Annotated in this window: 25 protein-coding genes and 2 pseudogenes; 12 read left to right on the forward strand and 15 right to left on the reverse strand. The window is 37.6% G+C overall.

What is annotated here, in order from left to right:
- Positions 1–36: 36 nt before the first annotated feature.
- From XEN7305_RS04070 to XEN7305_RS04120, 11 genes are all read right to left on the reverse strand, one after another.
- On the reverse strand, positions 37–990 hold the full coding sequence (locus tag XEN7305_RS04070; protein ID WP_006508076.1) for a hypothetical protein: 954 nt from the start codon (positions 988–990) through the stop codon (positions 37–39).
- Between the two features lie 13 nt (positions 991–1003).
- Positions 1004–1258 carry a hypothetical protein gene (locus XEN7305_RS04075; protein WP_006508077.1) on the reverse strand — a complete coding sequence of 85 codons (255 nt, stop codon included), beginning with the start codon at positions 1256–1258 and terminating at the stop codon, positions 1004–1006.
- Positions 1255–1848 carry a lysozyme gene (locus tag XEN7305_RS04080; protein ID WP_006508078.1) on the reverse strand — a complete coding sequence of 198 codons (594 nt, stop codon included), beginning with the start codon at positions 1846–1848 and terminating at the stop codon, positions 1255–1257. Before XEN7305_RS04080 ends, XEN7305_RS04075 begins: the two co-directional genes overlap by 4 nt.
- Before the next feature lies 1 nt (position 1849).
- Entirely contained in the window at positions 1850–2074 is a 225-nt protein-coding gene (locus XEN7305_RS04085) for a hypothetical protein (protein ID WP_006508079.1), read from the reverse strand.
- Positions 2075–2087: 13 nt separating this feature from the next.
- The gene (locus tag XEN7305_RS04090; RefSeq protein ID WP_006508080.1) at positions 2088–2603 is read right to left on the reverse strand and encodes a hypothetical protein; all 516 of its coding nucleotides are present in this window, start codon (positions 2601–2603) and stop codon (positions 2088–2090) included.
- Positions 2600–3148: a hypothetical protein gene (locus tag XEN7305_RS04095; protein WP_006508081.1), complete on the reverse strand. Its 549-nt coding sequence runs from the start codon at positions 3146–3148 to the stop codon at positions 2600–2602. The genes XEN7305_RS04090 and XEN7305_RS04095 overlap by 4 nt, the downstream gene beginning before the upstream one ends.
- Position 3149: 1 nt before the next feature.
- Positions 3150–3398, reverse strand: coding sequence for a hypothetical protein (locus tag XEN7305_RS04100; protein ID WP_006508082.1), 249 nt, complete (start codon positions 3396–3398; stop codon positions 3150–3152).
- 10 nt (positions 3399–3408) lie between these two features.
- Positions 3409–4101 carry a hypothetical protein gene (locus XEN7305_RS04105; RefSeq protein WP_006508083.1) on the reverse strand — a complete coding sequence of 231 codons (693 nt, stop codon included), beginning with the start codon at positions 4099–4101 and terminating at the stop codon, positions 3409–3411.
- 145 nt (positions 4102–4246) lie between these two features.
- Positions 4247–5056 (reverse strand): hypothetical protein, encoded by an 810-nt coding sequence (locus tag XEN7305_RS04110; protein ID WP_006508084.1) that lies wholly within the window; start codon positions 5054–5056, stop codon positions 4247–4249.
- A 10-nt stretch (positions 5057–5066) separates the two neighbouring features.
- Positions 5067–7421 (reverse strand): hypothetical protein, encoded by a 2355-nt coding sequence (locus tag XEN7305_RS04115; RefSeq protein ID WP_006508085.1) that lies wholly within the window; start codon positions 7419–7421, stop codon positions 5067–5069.
- 14 nt (positions 7422–7435) lie between these two features.
- Entirely contained in the window at positions 7436–8347 is a 912-nt protein-coding gene (locus tag XEN7305_RS04120) for a hypothetical protein (RefSeq protein ID WP_006508086.1), read from the reverse strand.
- A 202-nt stretch (positions 8348–8549) separates the two neighbouring features.
- Here XEN7305_RS04120 and XEN7305_RS04125 point away from each other — a divergent pair, with 202 nt between their 5' ends.
- The 3 genes and pseudogenes from XEN7305_RS04125 (at position 8550) to XEN7305_RS29975 (ending at position 9963) form a co-directional block, all read left to right on the forward strand.
- Complete coding sequence (locus XEN7305_RS04125; protein WP_006508087.1) at positions 8550–9158, forward strand: site-specific integrase; 609 nt, start codon at positions 8550–8552, stop codon at positions 9156–9158.
- Positions 9159–9351: 193 nt separating this feature from the next.
- A pseudogene (locus tag XEN7305_RS30270) lies at positions 9352–9674 on the forward strand (transposase).
- Positions 9586–9963, forward strand: a pseudogene (locus tag XEN7305_RS29975) (transposase). The pseudogenes XEN7305_RS30270 and XEN7305_RS29975 overlap by 89 nt, the downstream one beginning before the upstream one ends.
- Before the next feature lie 37 nt (positions 9964–10000).
- Here the strand turns inward: XEN7305_RS29975 and XEN7305_RS04135 are convergent.
- The gene (locus XEN7305_RS04135) at positions 10001–10591 is read right to left on the reverse strand and encodes a hypothetical protein (protein WP_071591320.1); all 591 of its coding nucleotides are present in this window, start codon (positions 10589–10591) and stop codon (positions 10001–10003) included.
- A 459-nt stretch (positions 10592–11050) separates the two neighbouring features.
- Here XEN7305_RS04135 and XEN7305_RS26375 point away from each other — a divergent pair, with 459 nt between their 5' ends.
- From XEN7305_RS26375 to XEN7305_RS04150, 3 genes are all read left to right on the forward strand, one after another.
- Entirely contained in the window at positions 11051–12034 is a 984-nt protein-coding gene (locus XEN7305_RS26375; protein ID WP_006508089.1) for a pentapeptide repeat-containing protein, read from the forward strand.
- Positions 12031–12378, forward strand: a complete 348-nt coding sequence (locus tag XEN7305_RS04145; protein WP_006508090.1) for a hypothetical protein — start codon at positions 12031–12033, stop codon at positions 12376–12378. The genes XEN7305_RS26375 and XEN7305_RS04145 overlap by 4 nt, the downstream gene beginning before the upstream one ends.
- A gap of 549 nt (positions 12379–12927) precedes the next feature.
- Positions 12928–13854 (forward strand): hypothetical protein, encoded by a 927-nt coding sequence (locus tag XEN7305_RS04150; RefSeq protein WP_006508091.1) that lies wholly within the window; start codon positions 12928–12930, stop codon positions 13852–13854.
- A gap of 228 nt (positions 13855–14082) precedes the next feature.
- Here XEN7305_RS04150 and XEN7305_RS04155 read toward each other — a convergent pair whose 3' ends face one another.
- The 3 genes from XEN7305_RS04155 to XEN7305_RS04165 form a co-directional block, all read right to left on the reverse strand.
- On the reverse strand, positions 14083–14547 hold the full coding sequence (locus tag XEN7305_RS04155) for a hypothetical protein (RefSeq protein WP_006508092.1): 465 nt from the start codon (positions 14545–14547) through the stop codon (positions 14083–14085).
- 215 nt (positions 14548–14762) lie between these two features.
- Entirely contained in the window at positions 14763–15530 is a 768-nt protein-coding gene (locus XEN7305_RS04160) for a hypothetical protein (RefSeq protein WP_006508093.1), read from the reverse strand.
- Between the two features lie 72 nt (positions 15531–15602).
- Positions 15603–15863: a helix-turn-helix transcriptional regulator gene (locus XEN7305_RS04165; RefSeq protein WP_006508094.1), complete on the reverse strand. Its 261-nt coding sequence runs from the start codon at positions 15861–15863 to the stop codon at positions 15603–15605.
- Positions 15864–16300: 437 nt separating this feature from the next.
- Here XEN7305_RS04165 and XEN7305_RS04170 point away from each other — a divergent pair, with 437 nt between their 5' ends.
- From XEN7305_RS04170 to XEN7305_RS04195, 6 genes are all read left to right on the forward strand, one after another.
- Positions 16301–16636: a hypothetical protein gene (locus tag XEN7305_RS04170; RefSeq protein WP_006508095.1), complete on the forward strand. Its 336-nt coding sequence runs from the start codon at positions 16301–16303 to the stop codon at positions 16634–16636.
- Positions 16633–16905 (forward strand): hypothetical protein, encoded by a 273-nt coding sequence (locus tag XEN7305_RS04175; protein ID WP_006508096.1) that lies wholly within the window; start codon positions 16633–16635, stop codon positions 16903–16905. Before XEN7305_RS04170 ends, XEN7305_RS04175 begins: the two co-directional genes overlap by 4 nt.
- An 83-nt stretch (positions 16906–16988) precedes the next feature.
- Complete coding sequence (locus XEN7305_RS28885; RefSeq protein WP_158500378.1) at positions 16989–17144, forward strand: hypothetical protein; 156 nt, start codon at positions 16989–16991, stop codon at positions 17142–17144.
- Positions 17145–17219: 75 nt separating this feature from the next.
- Entirely contained in the window at positions 17220–17423 is a 204-nt protein-coding gene (locus tag XEN7305_RS04185; RefSeq protein ID WP_006508098.1) for a hypothetical protein, read from the forward strand.
- Entirely contained in the window at positions 17410–17667 is a 258-nt protein-coding gene (locus XEN7305_RS04190; protein WP_006508099.1) for a hypothetical protein, read from the forward strand. Before XEN7305_RS04185 ends, XEN7305_RS04190 begins: the two co-directional genes overlap by 14 nt.
- Positions 17654–17860: a hypothetical protein gene (locus XEN7305_RS04195; protein ID WP_006508100.1), complete on the forward strand. Its 207-nt coding sequence runs from the start codon at positions 17654–17656 to the stop codon at positions 17858–17860. The genes XEN7305_RS04190 and XEN7305_RS04195 overlap by 14 nt, the downstream gene beginning before the upstream one ends.
- Positions 17861–18103: the final 243 nt, after the last annotated feature.

Raw genomic sequence — 18103 nt, forward strand, 5'->3', positions numbered from 1 at the left:
GCGATCGCCATCTGACAACAAATAAATCAAATTGATTTATTGCTGTGGCAGTGGGAGTTCTAATACGAAACTTGAAGCATCAAGCTGAGCAATTTGCTCATCATCATAAATTTCAATATTTAAGATATCCCCAGGCAGAAAGATAGTCGGATTATTAGTAGTGTCAAAAATAATTTCTACCGTTCCGTTCCCATAGTCAGAATAATCTTGATAAAGTATTTCCTCACCGTTTAGATAAAAAGAGCAATCAAACGCACCCTCAAGATCATCGTAGTAAATATCAAAATAAATTGCGTCTAATATCGTGGGGCGCTGGAAATCCAAAAACTCCATCTCAATATAAGGATCAGGATAGTCAAAAGATACTGAATAGTTAGCTGATTGAGTAAAGAGTGAAGGATCTAAATTAGGAACATCAGGAACAACATATTCCGTCACCACAGTTGAGATGGCATCTAAATAATTAGCTCCAAACAACCATTGATCCAGGTTGAGAGGCAAACTAACTCGTATCCAGATCTGCGGCTGGTCTTGACCTCCAAAAATAGAGAAACTTATTGGAGAGCTATTTTTATCCTCAACACTTGCCCACAGGATTTGGGCATAGAACATGAGGTACTTTTCAAAAGTAGCAACTTCTGATTCAGGATAATTAGGCATCACCAGACCTGAAGTAGAGGGAGCAGAAGCTAAGCTAAGCTCAATAGCCAAATTGGGAGCATTAGAAGAATATTCTTGAATATTGTCTAGTAAAACCCCACCACTCGTATTCACGCCGTAAGAGGAAAAAGGTAAATAGATTTCAAGATCTAGACTGCCAGTTCCATCAGTCGAAGTGGAAACATTCAAACTAACGTTAGTATTATCAGCATTGCCATCATCGGGCCCCACAAGAGCCGCTCTGAGGACAAGGGCTCCAAACACTAGAGCTTTTTCAACAGTATCGATATTCAGACTGTCAATTTCCGTTTTTGAGAATAAAGCGACCATAATTCATCTTTGATTATTTTCGTTCTTCCCAACTGGGAATGTAACTGGGGCCAGGGAAACCATGGGGCGTGAACAAAGAACCATGGGCTTTAAAGCGTCCATACATTGTCCAGAGAGTAGAGAGTGAGATCGCGATTGTTGCCCCGACAGTCTCATGGGAAAAATCTGCGGCGATTGCTTCCTGCAGTAAGGGTAAAACCGCGATCAAAAATGTAATAATCGCACCCCAAACAGTCTTAGACTTGAAAAAGAATTTTTGAGGTTTCATAGTAAAAACAACCTCCTTTCCTCACCTCGACGCTTAACCAATCCAGGCAATTTTTTACCACCACCATGAACCCATCGGCTAAACTGAACAGCAGCCTCTCTGTAATTAGATTCATTAAGCACTCTTAACAAAGTAGACTGAGAAAAAGCACCACGACCGACATTGAAACAAAAACTAACCAAGGCATCGTATTGGTTTTGATTGAGAGGAACTTTTACCAAGTTTCTCACAGCTTCTTCATAAACTATTAAATCTTGACCGAGTAGTTTTTCCGCCCCAGATAAAGTTATCTCTTGATTGGGTTTGGCAGTATGAGTGTGGCCATACCCAATAGTCCATTTATTCGCAGGACAGAGGTAGGAGCGAGAGCGAAAACCCTCCCATTTCTTGATTAAATCAATACCTGTTTGAGAAATAACTTGTTGTTGAACTCTAGGTTCATCAGGCAATAACCAACCGAAAGGCGGAGCACCTTTGGGGCGAGGTTTGACCTCTAGAATTTCTCTGGCGAAATCGTCTAATTGCTCGTCTTCCCACAAGTGAAATTCGGCAGATAAAGCATTAATAACTCTTTGTTGTTTAGTAAGCATATTATTGTTTATTAAATGTGTTAAATCTAGCTAAATACATCTCGATTCTAGATAAGCGTCGCTCAGTCTCTTTGTTCGTTTCATCTTCTTCATTTTTGAAATCGACAAAAGTTCTTTCCCGTCTTTCAATATTTTTTTCGATAGTTGAAATACGAAACAGAACAATAGCGCTAAAGACGGCAAACCCCCCATTAGCCAAGGTAGAGGCATCCGATAAGATATCCATAATAATTAATCATTTAGAGCTCTGACTCTTCCCGTCCTGGATAATATTGTGCAACCTCGTCAGTTTCATAGGTTTCAAGAATGACAGCAGGTTTGAGGACAATTTGGAGAAGTTTTATATCGGCTTTGGCCTTGACTTTAATCAGTAAATCGGAAGACAAAGGATTCTCTGGAAAATCATAGGGTGTCTGGGTACGATTTAGAGGAAAAGAGAAAACTTTTGTGTCCCCTGAGAATACTTGAAAGACAAAATTATCAGCATTGGGTGCGTCAATGTAAACCGATTCGACCTTCACCGCTTGACCAATTCTCGCAAGACTCCAGCTAGCAGTTTCACCCTCATTAATATTGCTAGCTTGTAAAACCAAAAATTCTTCTATCGAAGCAACAGCAATATTCGATAAAATATCTGTTCCTGTAGGCAAACCAATATTCTCTTTTACCTGGTCTGTAGCAAGAGAAACCCGATTATAAGACTCAATTAACCTACCATCAACATCGAACAGGGAAGGGGTTAAAGTATGTGTCATAGGAAGTTAGAAAAATAAACTATTGAGGTTTGTTGTTGTGGTGTGAGAGTTCCCCCAGAGCCACCACCACTACCGGTAGTTGCGGCAATAAGAGCTGTGAGATCTGCCTGAAGCTGATCAAGCTTGTCATCTACACTGTTTTTAACCTCACCAACATATTCATAGATTTCAATGTCAAGCTGAGGCAGCCAACTCGGAATACTGATAGCAAGCCCATAGTTGCTCGATAGCTTAGGAATAACCAGAGTATTCAATCTGTCTAGATAGAATTTTTGGGAACCCTGCACCACCGAATTAGGAACTGTTGAACCTGTGCCGATATTGACAAGTAGCCGTTGCCAAACCCAACCCGCAGTTTTCCAAGTAGGTTTAGCCTTGGTGCTACTGGCTTGAATAGCAATAAGTTCCCCTTCAAAGGTAATCGGAACAACTAGATCGGGAATCGCTTTGTAATTGCCAGGAACGATCGCCTCTTCACCTTGCAAGCTCGTAGAATATCGAGAAACCCAATTATTACTATTAGCTGCATCAATGAAAATGGCCATGTCAAGACGATAAGATTAGATTTGCCCGTTCTTGAGTTTCTTCAATATAAGAATCCATATTAGAAGTCCCGATGTAAACCTCAAGAGCTTCTAGTATTTCCTGATGGTTAACGCCACCTATGATCAAGTCTTTCATTAGTCGCTTTTTCTCAATATGTAATTGAAACAAGTCGTCAAAAGCCTTTTCGTCTTCAAGCACTTCCACAGGTGGCACATAAACGCTCGATACTTTACGAAGTAAATGCAGCATAGTTTTTTAATTAAGAAGCTAAGGTTACTGTTGCATTTGGGATATCGTTCGCAGCAGCAGCATCTTTAGCTCTACTAACCTCGTTGAAGAATTCGGCCTCATAACTAATGCTTTTGAGCTTATCAGCATTTGTACTAGCAGCAATCTTAGTTTTTAAGTGCCGTACCACATCCAGCTCGTCAGAAGCAGAAATATTACTAGTTGCCGAGCCATCCCCCGCATCTTCAGCCGCTGTTGTTCTCCCAAAAGGAATAGAGAATGTTCGCGTTGGGACATAATTATATTTTTTGCCAGTAACCGCAGACGTTTTGTCAGAGTTGCCAGTATAGCCACCAGCAACGAACGAAGGCTTAATCAAAGCAGGATTGAAATCTTGATTAAGTTGTTCTCCTCCTTCAATAAAGAAAATACCCAAATCATTATTGCTCAGGCCAGCAACATCAATACCTGCAAAGCTATATCCAGTAATTTCGACTTTGTATCTCGAATCTGCTGTAGCATCAGCGGCCTCGATTGCAAAGGGGTGAACTGCCAAACCATAACGCTTGAGGTCACCTTCATCAGGTTTGTTAAGAATCTCTAGTTTATTCTCCCCAGTTAAAAACTTGAGGAAAAAGTCTAGCTCTGTACCAGCGGTGGGACTACCCCCAGTAGTTTTTAACTCTTTCATCAGTCGAGCGTATCTATTGCGTCTTCTAGCCATGATTATATTAAGCGTGAAAAATTAGTTATTGTGATTCAAGCCTAGCAAGGGGTTCAGATTCGTAAAGGGTATACGAATGCATATAGGTTTTCGAGGTTAGAGAAATAGATTAAGTATTTTATAAGTAGTATCTAGTAGCGTGAGATTATGCCCAGATTAAAGCGTCTAGATATGCTGAAGTGGTATCGACTAAAGTAATGCGGTTCTGCATTCCATGGATCGTTAAAAGTGCATACCTAAATCTAACGTTACCAGTAGGCCTCCAGCGTCTTTGTTTGCGCTGTTTCTCAAAAACTAAAACAGTTCCACTGGGGTTAGTTTCAGATTCCTTTTTGGGTTCGGATACTCTCAACAAATCGGAGTTATAGGAGGCTCCGACAATAGTGATCATTTTTTGAACAACAGCTAACCCTTCTGTTTCATTAAGCGCCATGATATTAAGGTTTAACCCAAATTCAGGGTCTTTGTAGATTAGTTTATATTTACCCTTTTTCCAGACAAAAGGTGCTGTTCCCACCATGGCATCGCGGATTGCTTCCGCTATGTTTTGGGCTTTTGCCTTGGTCATGGTTGCTGAGGTCTCATTGACCAATCTAAAACTAATTTGTCCTTCAATCCGTCGCCGGTCAGGAACTGCTGCGCTAGCGTCTTGAGTGAAGAATAAGGTAACTTGAGGACGAAATGAGACATTTTCCTGAAAGGGTATTGATTCGATACCGTAAACATCAGGGCGTAAATGGACTTGTTGTACCGTATAACGGAAAGTCATCAGCTTAATTAAAGCCATATTCTGACTGTCGGTCGGTTCAACAAAACAAGCTTTTTTTGTCTGAACTCTGGGATCTGAATTATCTAACTCTGAGCCTGCGATATCTGCAAACCATTCCTCAACTTCAGCGTTATAGGTTTGTTGCAGAAAGCTACGTTGATTGAGCCAATTTCTTGAAACTGCCATAATATTCTCCTTAATATTCTTCGGGTTCTAATTTGATGAGGTCAAGGCGATCTATTTCTGGAGATAAACTTGCTAAATTTTCCTCATCTTCTAGTTGTTGTTTTTGAATTGAATAATCAGCTTTCAATTGTTCTAATTGGGCATCAACAGCAATAAACTCTTGATTTTCTGAGATTGATTGATTGGCATCAGTAATGATTTTCATGCCTTGAATGCCCAAATCAAATACGTTATCAATCGTGCTTTGACTGATAAAATAATTACCAACAAAGCCATTCAAAGCTGTTTCTAAGTTGAAGTTTTCCCACATCCAAGGAAAAGAATTGGATTCCAACAAACCCTGTTGCTGCATTAGATTGCCAAGGGTTGATGTGTATTTTCCCAGTAGTTTTATTCCCTGTAGAGTCGAGGTTTTATTGTTTTCTACAGCGAATATTGTTCCGTAGGAAGATTGAATAACTTGGTTATGCTTAACTAAAGTTGATTGTAAGGATAGAGGTTCGTCTAGCTGAGTAATTGAGCTAGGAAATGGTTGTAATATTTCAGTTATTTTTGTTGACAATTCTAATGGTTGTTCTAGATAGTCAGTAGGTGTAATATTTTGCAAGCTGATACCTTGTACTTTGGGAATTGTTTTCGTGACATCCTGAGATAACAGCATGGCATTATGCAACAGTAATGTATTATTGAAGGCATTAATCTTTTTGTCTTCTGTAGTTGATTTCCAGGCTTTTTCAAGAAACTCTTTAAGCTCTTGCAAACATTCTAGGGACTCTTGACAGTCGGAAAAGTCAGGGAAAACAATACCCTGAAGTTTTAACTCGATATTATTAGTTATCTCTTGGGTTTGGCTATCATTATTATCTTTGATAGCCTTATCAATACATTTATCTGGTTGTGCTTTTTTACATATCGAATCGTCTACCGTTTCTTTGATTTTCTCTGGTGTAGTATTGTTTTTGATGGTTGTGATATCTCCAGGTACGTTATTCAGTCCGATATCATTCATGGTTGTTTGGACAGTTTCTTGAATAGCTGTCGTTATTTCATTTAATTGCAAGGGCGTTACCTCTGGATTAGTAATATCTATCTGGGGAAATAATTGGTTAAAAATATCGGTGAAGGGATTGTTAATTCCTAACTCAGAAGGTTCAATTATTGTTGAAGTTGAAGAGAGAGGATTACCTGCTAATTGATTCATCAACTGAAGAGTTGCGGTTTGAGTATCAGCTTGATTTTTTTGTGCAGTGGCAGGAAAACCCCCACCTCCAGATGTACCATTAGCTAAGTTATGTTCAGCTAAAATCAATTTAGACTCAATGAGTGTTAGCTTGGTATTTGTAAGATCTTTTTCTTCAGCGAATTCTTTCTTTAATAAATTAATCTCAGCATTAAGTTTAGAATTTTGTATCGAAAGCTGTTGTATCATGTCGGCTTGTTCTGTAGCCTTGCCTTGAAGATCTGCTAATTGCTTGCCAATTTTTTGAGTAGTATCTAATAGACTATCAAAATCTGTTTGTGACTGAGTTAATCTTGTCTCTAACTCACTAGTAAGGTTTGTTAGATCCTCAATGTCTTGTGTGACTTCTCCCTCAAACTCTGACAACTGTTGCTGTAAAGCTAGATTTTCTTGTTGTAGATTAGCTATTTGTATGTTTGCTTCATTAATGAGATTTGTTAGATTAGCTACTTGATTTTGGGAATTCGCTAAATCGTCTTTTAAAGAGTTGATTTCTTTTTGTTGTTTAGAAATTACATTCTTAGCTTTATTTAGCTCTGTATTCATCTTATCAACATTATTATTTGACAACTGATGAAGACGAATTAAACTATTATAATCTTGATTGTATAGTTGCATTCCCTTCTCAATCTGGTCAATTCTGAATGACAAAACATTCACAGTTTTAATATTCAAAGCTAGGCTGGTAACAATGGAAAACAGTGAGACTAAGATGGACATTGAATTACCTGAAACTTTGGCCGCTTTTTTTGTTACTTTGCCAACTTCTTTATTATTAAGTAAGAATTCAATTACTTTACCTGTTTGTTTATTCACAAAAGGTAGTTTCTTGAACACACTATTTCCTTGTTTTTTTACAAAATTATTGGAGCCTTCAACAAATCCAATCAATGCTAAATCGTCAATAATTTCTATGGGATTGCCACTAGAATTATGTAACTCGATATCTTGCATTGAAGTATCAACTAAGTCGAATTTTTCCTTAATAACTGTCCCAGTAAAATCACCTTGTTCTAATACATCAACTGGACTGCCACTTGAGGCTTTTCCAAGTAATGAATTTAATTGAATTTTTAGTTCTTCTAACTCTGCTTTGGTTGCTAAAGCTTCACAAGCTAAGCTCATGTTTTACCCCTCTTTTATTTGTTGAAACTGTAAACAGAAATCCCTGTTGGTTCGTAGCAGCAATAATGATCTCCGCAGTCAACCTGACAAGTACCTTCGGGACATTCCCCATCAACTACAAAGCAAAGTAAATCAGGTTCGAGACCATGAAAAGAAAAGATTTCTTCATCGGTTGACCCTGAAGTGTCCCCAGGTAAAAACTTAATTAATTTCCAAAGATATTCTTCTTCTGCAACTTTTTCGAGCTTGAAACCTTGCTCGGTTTCTAGATATAAAAAGTCTTTTTCTATCTGGTATCCAGGAAGGGCATCAATTACCTTGACTCCGCTTTCTGGGGGACTGCCATCGCTGGAGCGAACAATTTTTGTGGTGAAAAGATTACCGTCGGCGAAGATATTCATTATCCAGGCATAACCAAGCTCAGGGTTAATTGTTGGCCCACCCACCGAGATTGAGGTTATATCGGTAGAACCTGCGTTGTCACTTGATGAATCGACTTTTCGGAATCCAGTCTGAGACCCAACAGCTCGAACATAATTTGTTGAGTTTCGAACTACTGGCGGATCTCCAAGGGCAAATTTCCAATAAACTGTGCCATTCTCGTTGTACCAAAAACCAAGCTGACTAAAGGTTCCTGCAAGGTAGATCGGGAAAGTTGCGCTCGGTTCTGGACTATTGGGATTGGCAAAATTAACTGTGACATCGTAAATGAAATGAGAATTGTCATGGGATAAAGTAAAGTCCCAGGTCAACTCAGTATCAGGATTAGGTGAGGAAACTTCAAAAGAATGAGGCCCAGATATTTTAGGCCATCCAAAAGGACGTGAATGCTGAGTGTGGCCAAGCCCTAAATACTGAATTTTATTCGGGATAACTGAGGTGTATTTTAGGGTAACCTTTTTTGAATTGTTACAAGCTAAGCCCATAAGCAAAGTAAAATTAACGCTTTAATCTTAATAATGCCCTGTTTCTAAAAATAGTAAATCCTCGTATTCTATACAGAATACGAGGTTGGGTAATTAGGGCTAAACTGTTGCTATATCTGGTTTCAAGGGAATTATAGCAATGAGTTAATTGATAGTAACTTCGGGATTTATACCTTATTCAAACTAAAAACGAGGTTGAAGAGTGAAACAAAATCGTAATGGTAAAGCTGCAATTTTCAAGCAAGAAGACATCAGAAAAATTCGTAGAGCTTTTGATTCATCTCATCATAGATGTATTTTTGAGATTGCTCTGTTTACAGGTGAACGTATGGGGGCGATCGTTCAGCTTCAGGTTAGTGATGTTTATCGAGATCCTCTCAATTCCATTCCCCATGATTTAATCACATTCGCGGCTCGAACCAGAAAAGCCCGACCTGGGGGAGCAAGGGAAACCAGACAAGTGCCATTGCATCCAGACTTGAAGAGTTTTTTAGAATCTTACAAACCCTCCCTTGATGGTTACTTGTTTCCAGGTCGAGTTAGCAAAGAAAGCACGTTACAAGTGAATCATATTACCTATGATTCGGTTTACCAATATTGGCAGCGAAAGTTTTCCGATTTGGGAATTGACCATAAAGGATTTAGTACTCATTCGTCCCGCCGCTGGTTAATAACGAAGTTGGTGAGATCTGGCACTGACCTTAAAACTGTTCAAAATATTACAGGTCATAAAAATGTTAATGTCCTATTGGGCTATGTTGGGGAGAGTTTGGAGCTGAGCAAAAATGCTTTAGCAGCGGTTTCAGTGTGAAGTTTTTCACTGTGATTTTGGTCGTTGTGCCATTTTTACCATACATCAGTTCGACCGCCGATGCCTTTCATAGCTGAGATTTTCGGACTTTTAAGAGATTTTATACAAAACTCGTTCCTCCCCACTGACAAAAAAGCCTTTCCTAATTTAGTTGGCGATAATAGCCTTCTTGAGTTAATGCCAGGCGTGTTTAATGCTTTTGTGTTGTTTTTTGAACAGTTGCAAAGGAAAAGTAACTGGTATTAGTTTCATTGATTCAACTCCCATCGAAGTCTGTAATCCTTGTCATAGCAGATCTCATAAAGTTTTTCAGCATATTGCTGGTTGGGGTAAAATTCGACGGGGTGGCACTATGGGTTCAAGCTTAATCTAATAATTAATGACAGAGAAGAATTATTAACCTTTAAACTCACGCCAGGAAATGTTGATGACTGTAAGCCAGTACCGGAGATGGCTCAAGGTATCTTCGGCAAACTACATTGGAGACCGTGCTTATATCTGTGGAGACTTGTTTGATAAACTTTATAAGCAAAAACTACAGCTGATTACCCGATGCAAAAAGAACATGAGATAGAAGCTTGTCCCGCTCATCGATAAAATTCCCTTGAGCAAAAGAGCATTAATCGAGACGGTTAATGACCAACCCAAAAATATTCTTCAAATCGAACATTCAAGACATCGAAGTATTTGGAATTTTTTAGTCAACCTGGTGGCTGGATTGATTGCATACACCTATCTGCTTTATAACCCTTCTCTTGATTTGGAGCCAGAAGCTCTATCTGTTATGTCTCCTGCTGTTTTTTAATTTCGTCGAACTAACGTTTTCTTAGATTAGTGGTAATTTAATCTATCCATTTAATCTCAGTTGATTCAAGCTCTTCTATTTGAGTTTGAGTTGATGTCAATTTTTGAGTGGTCCTATGTGTTAAGTCATTTGGAATCCTAATTCTTGTTGATAATCGCTGACTATTTCCGACTCTAAACCGTGATTTACTGACTAAAGATGATTTGCCAATTTCTTGAGGAAATAAATTCATTAAGAAGAAATCAAGAGTTTGGGATTCTAGTAATCCTCGAAGAACTGCAATCGAACCAAAGCGAATCCCGAGCATTTTTTGTTCTTCTAGTATGGCATCAATATCTTGTGGTTGTAATAAGGCAGCTTTTTGTAAATAATAGCCCAGACATCTTCTTGTCTTCTGTCTAGTTAGCTTTGACCAATCTTGAGCAAAAAAATCAGCGGTTTCTTGCTTAATCCAACCTCTCATGGCCAAAATTTCGCCCAAGCGTAAATAGGGGTAGTATTCTTGATCTCTTAAAGCAACCTCAATTTTAGAATCAGTAATTAGGTGGGCTTCTTGTAAAACTATTCCTAGAGGCTTTGTTTGAATAACACTTCTCGAACTCGTTGAATAATAAGGATTTCGCATCATAAATACTTTCTTATTGATTAATACACATGTGAATATATTCCACAAAAATCACAGGTAAATATAAATTGACCTAGTCTAAATAATGTCATGAATTATTTTGTAACAGGTGTTTTTTCGATAAATTTTCCGAGAAAAAAATGTAAAAACATCAAGAAAAGATAGAGAATATACTATATAAACTTATGTAATTACACTGAGGATATAAAATTAAATATTATAATAATAATCCGACATTTAAGCCTCTTTGCTTAAAGATTTAGTGAACATTATCTTCGTTATTGTTAAGTTACTTTTAAAAAATCAATTAATTAGCAACACAATTATCGGCAATATTGTCATCACATTATCTATTAAAAAGATAATGATTGGGATTTATATTAATTACTACTCCAAAACCAATTGCTAAGATTGTGATGACTTCTATTAAGGAAATTACAGCTGTCTAGCAATTAGAAAAATATGGTCATTTGTTTCCCCGAACAAGAATTTTATCAATTACCTCCTAATAATTTGGTTGTTTCACAGCCCAAAAAGCCTCTGGGAGAGATTTTGCTTGAAGCAGGTTTAGTTTCTATTTTCCAAATAGAAATCGCTCTTTCAGAACAACAACAGTCCAGTTATAGAATTGGCGAAATTTTAGCTTATCATGGTTGGATTAAACAAGAAACTGCTGATTTCTTTGCCGAAAAATGGATTAACATACTGGAGAAAACCCAAACTCGACCTCTAGCATTTTATCTATATGCTGCTGGGCTATTGGATAAAGAGCAGCTTCAGAGTTTAAAACAACAGCAAAGACAAAATAACTCATCAGCAATTCGCCTTCACGAGCTAGCTGTTGAACAGGGCTATCTTAAACAAATAACTATTGATTTCTTTCTCCAATATCTTTTCAATATCAAAACTCTTAACAATTTATCTTTTGCTAGTCCCTACAAAGTCATTAAAAGTTATATCAATGGCGAGACTGACTTTCGAGGCTCCAAACTCAGCCAGGTTCCTTTAAATGGGGTGAGATTAAAAAAAGTTGTATTAGATGAATCTGTTTTAAGACAGGCTAACTTAAATAACAGTAACCTAACAGGTTCTAGTTTGATAGCTGCTAATCTGACTTTGGCAGATCTAGAGTTGGCCAATTTATCTCAAGTTAATCTGCAACAGGCTTGTTTAATTGAAGCTAACTTACGGAATAGTAATTTAGATTCAGTCAATTTTCATGCAGCCAATCTACAGGAAGCAGATTTGAGAGGTGCAAATTTACTAAATGCTTCTTTTGCAGCTGCAGATCTTAGAGGAGCTAAGTTATCTCCAAAGTATTCCTATGATGTTTTTTACGATCAACAAACTATTTTTGATGCCAATTTTAATCCCATGAAGGCAGGGTGGAAAATTCAACATTTCAAAAAAAAATTAAACTGTCCTAAAACTGGTCAAGGCAAATGAGTCAGATTTCCTTATGTAGCATTATAATCATTTCGCCCAAGTCTGAAATCAAAATTTTGGAGACAGCGCTGCGGATGCAATTAGTCAAAATAGACAGGTCATTAAATTGGTTAGTTAATAAAGAAGAGATTGTTTTAGTGGTGACAATATTTGAACAATTAACCACAACAGCCAATTTATTGGAAGTGGAGAAGAAAATTGCTAGAACAATTATAATTTGGCGTAATCAGCTTCGAACCAGAGGACAAGAAATTGAAGGAAGATTAGAGAACCCAGTGCGCTCATCTCTTAACCTAAATAGAGCGTTAGATAATGAGATAGAAGAATGGTTTTTTCAATTTTGATAAGTGCTTTGAATTTCCATCTGCTTCTTATTTGGAATGACTATACATAACAAAATATTTGTGTGGTGTCTAATCTTGATGTCATCATAGACAAGACTCAAATAACATAGATTTCAGCCTTGACTCGAGTTTACATTTCAGCCTTTTTTTTACCTTTAATTTTTGTTGAACTCCTAGGAAACAAATTGTTTCTCTCGCTCATCAAGAATTGCTAATAAAGAATTATTTTCGTTGGACACTCGCGTTATATTAAAGTACTTAATCAGCAGACGAAAAATTTACCTAATTACGGCAAAATTGGTTGATTATTAAGACGGTATCTGTACTAAGCATTCGCTTATGTCTTTTAGTCTCTTCGCTAGTTTTTTCTGAGCTGATGTTTTTATCAATTATTTATAAATAAAAAGCTATTTTCATCATTAGAATACATATTTCAAGTTAATAGTAATTAGAATAGAAAGTGCTAAGAATAATTCACTTTATATTTCTATCTATCCTGGAATCACTCTGGTTATTAATTAATAATTTGATAATTATTTAATGCTAACAATGAATATCTCAACAATACATAGAATAATTAAAAATACTAATCTTTCCCAGTTTGGATTTATTGCTCTTGCAACTATTTTACTAGGATTAACGACAATTTCTTACTGCTCCTATGCTTTAAGCGAGCCTATTAATAATGATGAATCTATTAATTGGTATGATTTATGGGATACAGGCAGCAATGAAACCATAAGAACTTTTACGAACGTTAATAATTCAGGGATTGACGTAACAGTCGAATATTCTACTAATCAAATATGGCAGCAAAAACAAAATCATAATGGTCTTAATCTTTATGATAATTATTCTCCTAAGAAACATTCTCTTAACTATAGTCATGATCTTTGGCTCTACCATGGTATTTTACGTCTAACTAATAATCCTAATGACACTGGAAATGATAGTGCTTGGGTTAAAGTGACTTTTTCTGAGCCGGTAACTATTGAGCAACTTTGGGCTGGCAATCTTTCAACTATTAATTCTTACCGAGAATGGTTGAAAATATCTGCCTATAGTATCGACGATATCAATGTAAATGATTTGAGTTCTTTTACCAGCGCACTAGTACCTCCTTCAAAAGTTGACGATTATCAAGATTTTTTTAATGTTACTTGCAATCATACAGCCTACAATGATAGTGCCGAAGAACATAAATGCAATATGGCAGGAGCAGATGATCCCAATTATATTGGAATTTTGCCAAATGACGATGGCTCAGTAACTCTTAAAGGATTAGGCAGTCAGAGTAGTAATGAGTATGGCCGAACTTTTTTTGAATATAATACTTCTGTACAAACAATTGTCTTCGAGCATTTTACAACTGATATAGATAGTGATACGCAAAGAAATTCTAGTTATACATCAGTTGCAATTAGCCCTAATATTAGTTTCACTCCTAGTAATAAGCCTATTATTTTTGCCGATTAATTATTATTATTCGGGCTATAACTAGCGAAGATTACTTTTGCCAACAGTATATGAAAAGCTAGGATAAGTCGCCAAAAAATCTTGGTCCTTGTGGCTCCTCGATGGCAGCTGCGCCAGGAGCCCCGAAGGCTAAAACCATTGAAAAATCGTGATTTTTTGTTTTTCATCGCTAACAAGTATCACGGCTTTTTTGTAGCACAAAGTTGCTAAAAGCAAATTATTCTACATTCAGAACTGACTAATTTTCTGGAGAATGTCGGCCAGAGAATATCCCCTAGCAATCATGTCCCGAATCTTCTGCGCGTTAGCTTGTCCCAGTTGTGAGGATGTATTCCCCCCACGAATATGTTTGTGCCTAACTCGCGAGCCATCCCGGTAAGAGAAACGAAAATAAGTGACTTTCCTTTTGCCCGGACAATACTCGTTAATACTTCCTGGTGCTTCTGGGTGCGTTTCGGGCGCGAGTAGTTCTTCCCTGATTTCTATCTGAGTGTCGCTAACAACTTCTGTCACCTCAGAATTTACATCAGATTCCGATTGTAGAAGGCTGAACAATTCTAACTGAGTCGCAGGAATAGGCCGCTCATGTATGATTCCATTGCGATAGGTGAGTTTCTCCCAATTAGGTATCTCAGAAAGTTCGCGCGCCACAACTTCCCACCCTTCATCATAAGATGGTGATTCGTTCGACATATTAACTTAGAAAATTAATTTTGTCTGAGGCTAAATTTATCGTGTTAGCGACAGATTTATTGAGGAGATAGTGGAGAGTTCAATTGCTGTTTGTTAGCTTAAGTTTAGGTGTCGCTAACAAGTTCTAATCTAGATATAATGACATGTTGAGATTTTCTTTTTATTCCTAGTAACTGTCGCTAACAGAGGTTGTTAGCGACAGAATGATTACTAACCTATACAGGCACTAGAAACTTGAACCAAACTAAGGTTAACCAATTTTGAAAATCATAGCTTTTGACTATCTCTTCTAAATCGGTTTCCCAGCGTGTCATCATTTTCTGGGTAACTGGCACGGAGTTGTAATCTTCTGGTGATTCCTCTTTTGAGAATTCACTATTAGATGCGGGTGCTTCAGTTTCCTCATCATCAAGTAATTGACCCAGTAACTCATTGACTGAGATTCCGCGATCGCGAGCTTTGCGCTCCAACTTCTCATAAAGTTCTGTCGGAACGTTCAATCGCTGTTTTTTGGGTTCTTCACCAAAAGTTCGGCCAATGGCATTGGCACTGATTAGATGTTTGGGTACGGCATCTAATACTTTGCGCCAAGAGATGATTAAATCTTGGTCTTCTGGTGCAGTTTTGGCTAGTTTGCTGGCTTGGGCTTCGCAATTCGGTAGAGTCTCGAATCCTGCACGGGCAAGATAGAGTGTTACTCTAGCGGCTTCAATGGTTTTATGAATCTGCCATTTTGCTTTACCTAGCGCTTGCTGACAATATTCTTGCCAACTGGCAAACTTTCCTTGCCACAGTTTGTAATAACGAACTTTTTCCGCTACTAATCCCACCCTCACCCAGTTGATCATGTGATTTTTGATTTCATGGGTTGCCCATTCATAGGTGATGTATGGACATTCCGATGATAATTCCTCTTCATATATAAGAAGATCTTCTATTGAGGGTGGCAGAGGGTCGTAAAGTTCTGGGGGAAGATGACACACTAGTATGACCTACAGTTATTGAGTTTTTCCAGTTTTTGCACTTTTTTGGTTAGTAAGTGATATTGAAATTTGCTAATGTTTTAAAGAGATATCGTCTCTAATGTCTGATACATCAATACCTAAAGCTGAAATCATTTCCTTGAGAGATTTATCGTAAAGTCTAGTTAAAGCTAATAAATTTGTTAGTTTAGGGATAGATCTCCCTGCTTCAATATCAGCTAAACTACGCTCAGTAATGCCAGTTTTTAATCTGACATCAAATCGAGTCAAGCCTAGATCTTCTCGAAAATCTCTCACGGTTAAGTTATCTTTTTTTGAGTTCTTTGTGTTCATACTATTCAAAAATTTGCATGCAGTCAACTACTTGACACGAAAAAATGCAAGCGGTAGACTTCATGTAATTGGGCAACAAAAAATGAGCAGTTGGTCGCTACTTTTTTTTATTGTCTTCCTATGAACCAAATACCACAAATTCTTTTTTGCCTGTCTACTATTGATGAAATCAAGACGTAGAGAGTAAAAGAGCAATTAGTAGTAAGTATTAATACACAAAAAACTCGAAGTTAACCTATGGAATAAACTCACACAACTCACATAAGTCACACAACTAAGAACACCAATAATTACTGCCATTGTTATCTACCTAGTTAATCAACGAGCACTAGGTTGACACAAAATATTTATGCTTTTTTTAGGATAAAACTTTCGAGTTTTTTTCTGAGGGAATCGTTTGTCTAAATTTCGTTTATTTCACTTAATAAAGTTTGCTTATGAAACGAACCAGAAAATTTGTTACCGCTGAAGAAACGGCACGAAAAATAGGAATAAATGTAGATACCGATATTTACAAAAACCTTGAGCAACAAGGCTATTTTTGGATTAGTGAACGTGGAAAATGGGTTAAAGCAGGGCCACCTGATATCCCAACTAATTTACTCAAAATTCGTGTTTGGGCTGATGGGCGAAAAATTCAACAAGATTGCGAAGGAATACTTGAGGCTTTAGATCCTTGGTTCATTTTAGAAGAACAATCAGGAACTTATTGTTGCCTCCCACCAAAACAACTTGAAAGCAGAATTTATTTAACATTTAGGAGAAGACCATGAATAAAGCAATTACCTTACAAGAATACGTAAGAATTCACATGATTGCAGCAGAGGATTTTTTTAAGAATACTGTTATTCCCAGCTCAGGAATGAGTGGTGAAGAAGTAGACGAAAAACTTAATTACTATGTGGAACAAGCCCATGCAAAAGGGAAACTTTCTGGCGAGGAAAAAAGTTGCTTTTTAGTCCGACATACCACTTTGGGAATTGGAAAATCAAATAGCATTTCCCCAGCAATAAAACTCAAAATTGACAATAACATTGATTAGTTTCAAGTGAGGTGAACTAATGGAAATGGTTCTCTGCGAAGAATGCGGCAACGCAGGACATTTTTGGGAAATAGACTCTTACGATGGTACACCACCTAATCGATTTCCTTTGTGCCGTGAACACGCTGGGGAGAGGGGTTTTTGTCTCGGCTGCGGTCATTTCTGTGGTGGAGTGGAATATTACGAGTTTTCCGCTGGCCGTAAATATAGTTATTGCCAACCATGTTGGACTGCGTTGAACGATGAGATAAGCGATTATCAGGAAGACGACGACTATTATTTTATGGATTAATAATTAATATCAAGGAGAAATTATGGAAGTTAAAACTATTACCTACAAACGAGTTCATAACTTGGGAGACTACAATACTGAACATCTGGAAATGATGGCAGAACTATCACCAGAAGATAACCCCCAAGAGTCTACCAAGCAATTAATTGCTGAAGTGGAAACAGCATTGGGATTGAAAAAACCACCAGTGGAGGAATCAAAGAAAGAAGATAATGTCCCCTGGTAATCCTACTAAATTGGCTTGGGTTTTGGTTGAATCTTTCACTTGGCAAGATGAAAGTTTTTACACGGCTTGGGAAGTATTTGACGAGAAAGAGACCTGCTTTCAAAAATATCCTGGTGACTGGAGAGAAGTAACAGATCATATTTTTATCACTGAACATCTCCCAGGATTCGATGGACATCCCAATCAGCAAACCATTGCCCTTCATCAAGTCTCATTCACCCAAAAATCTGATGTCAAAACCTAAATTCCAAAAAGGCGATCTCGTAAAACTCCAATATGGTAAATCGAACTCTACTACTTGGATTGTGGAGGGCATTGGTAGCAAGGAAATTAATGGCAAAGTTTTCCCCTTAATCATGATTCGATTGGGCGATCGCATTCACGGAGTACTCGAAAACGAGATTATATTAGATTCGGCACAGCAAGAACATGATTGAATTACCGCCTGATGAGATCGTCCGACTCGACGATCGAAACACCCAATAGGGTGTCGCGGAATGAGTTTATCAAACCGCAATGAGTAACAAATAGGCTTTCATANNGAAGTAAGGTTNAACCTTTTAAANTTTCATAAGCCTAAAAAAGTTACTCATTTTGGACTTAGAGCTTGGGAAACTACTTCAAGAGAGAAGTAAGCCATGACTGGCTTTCGGGAGATTCGTAAGACTCCCAAGCTTTCC

This window comes from Xenococcus sp. PCC 7305 (assembly GCF_000332055.1).
GTDB lineage: Bacteria > Cyanobacteriota > Cyanobacteriia > Cyanobacteriales > Xenococcaceae > Xenococcus.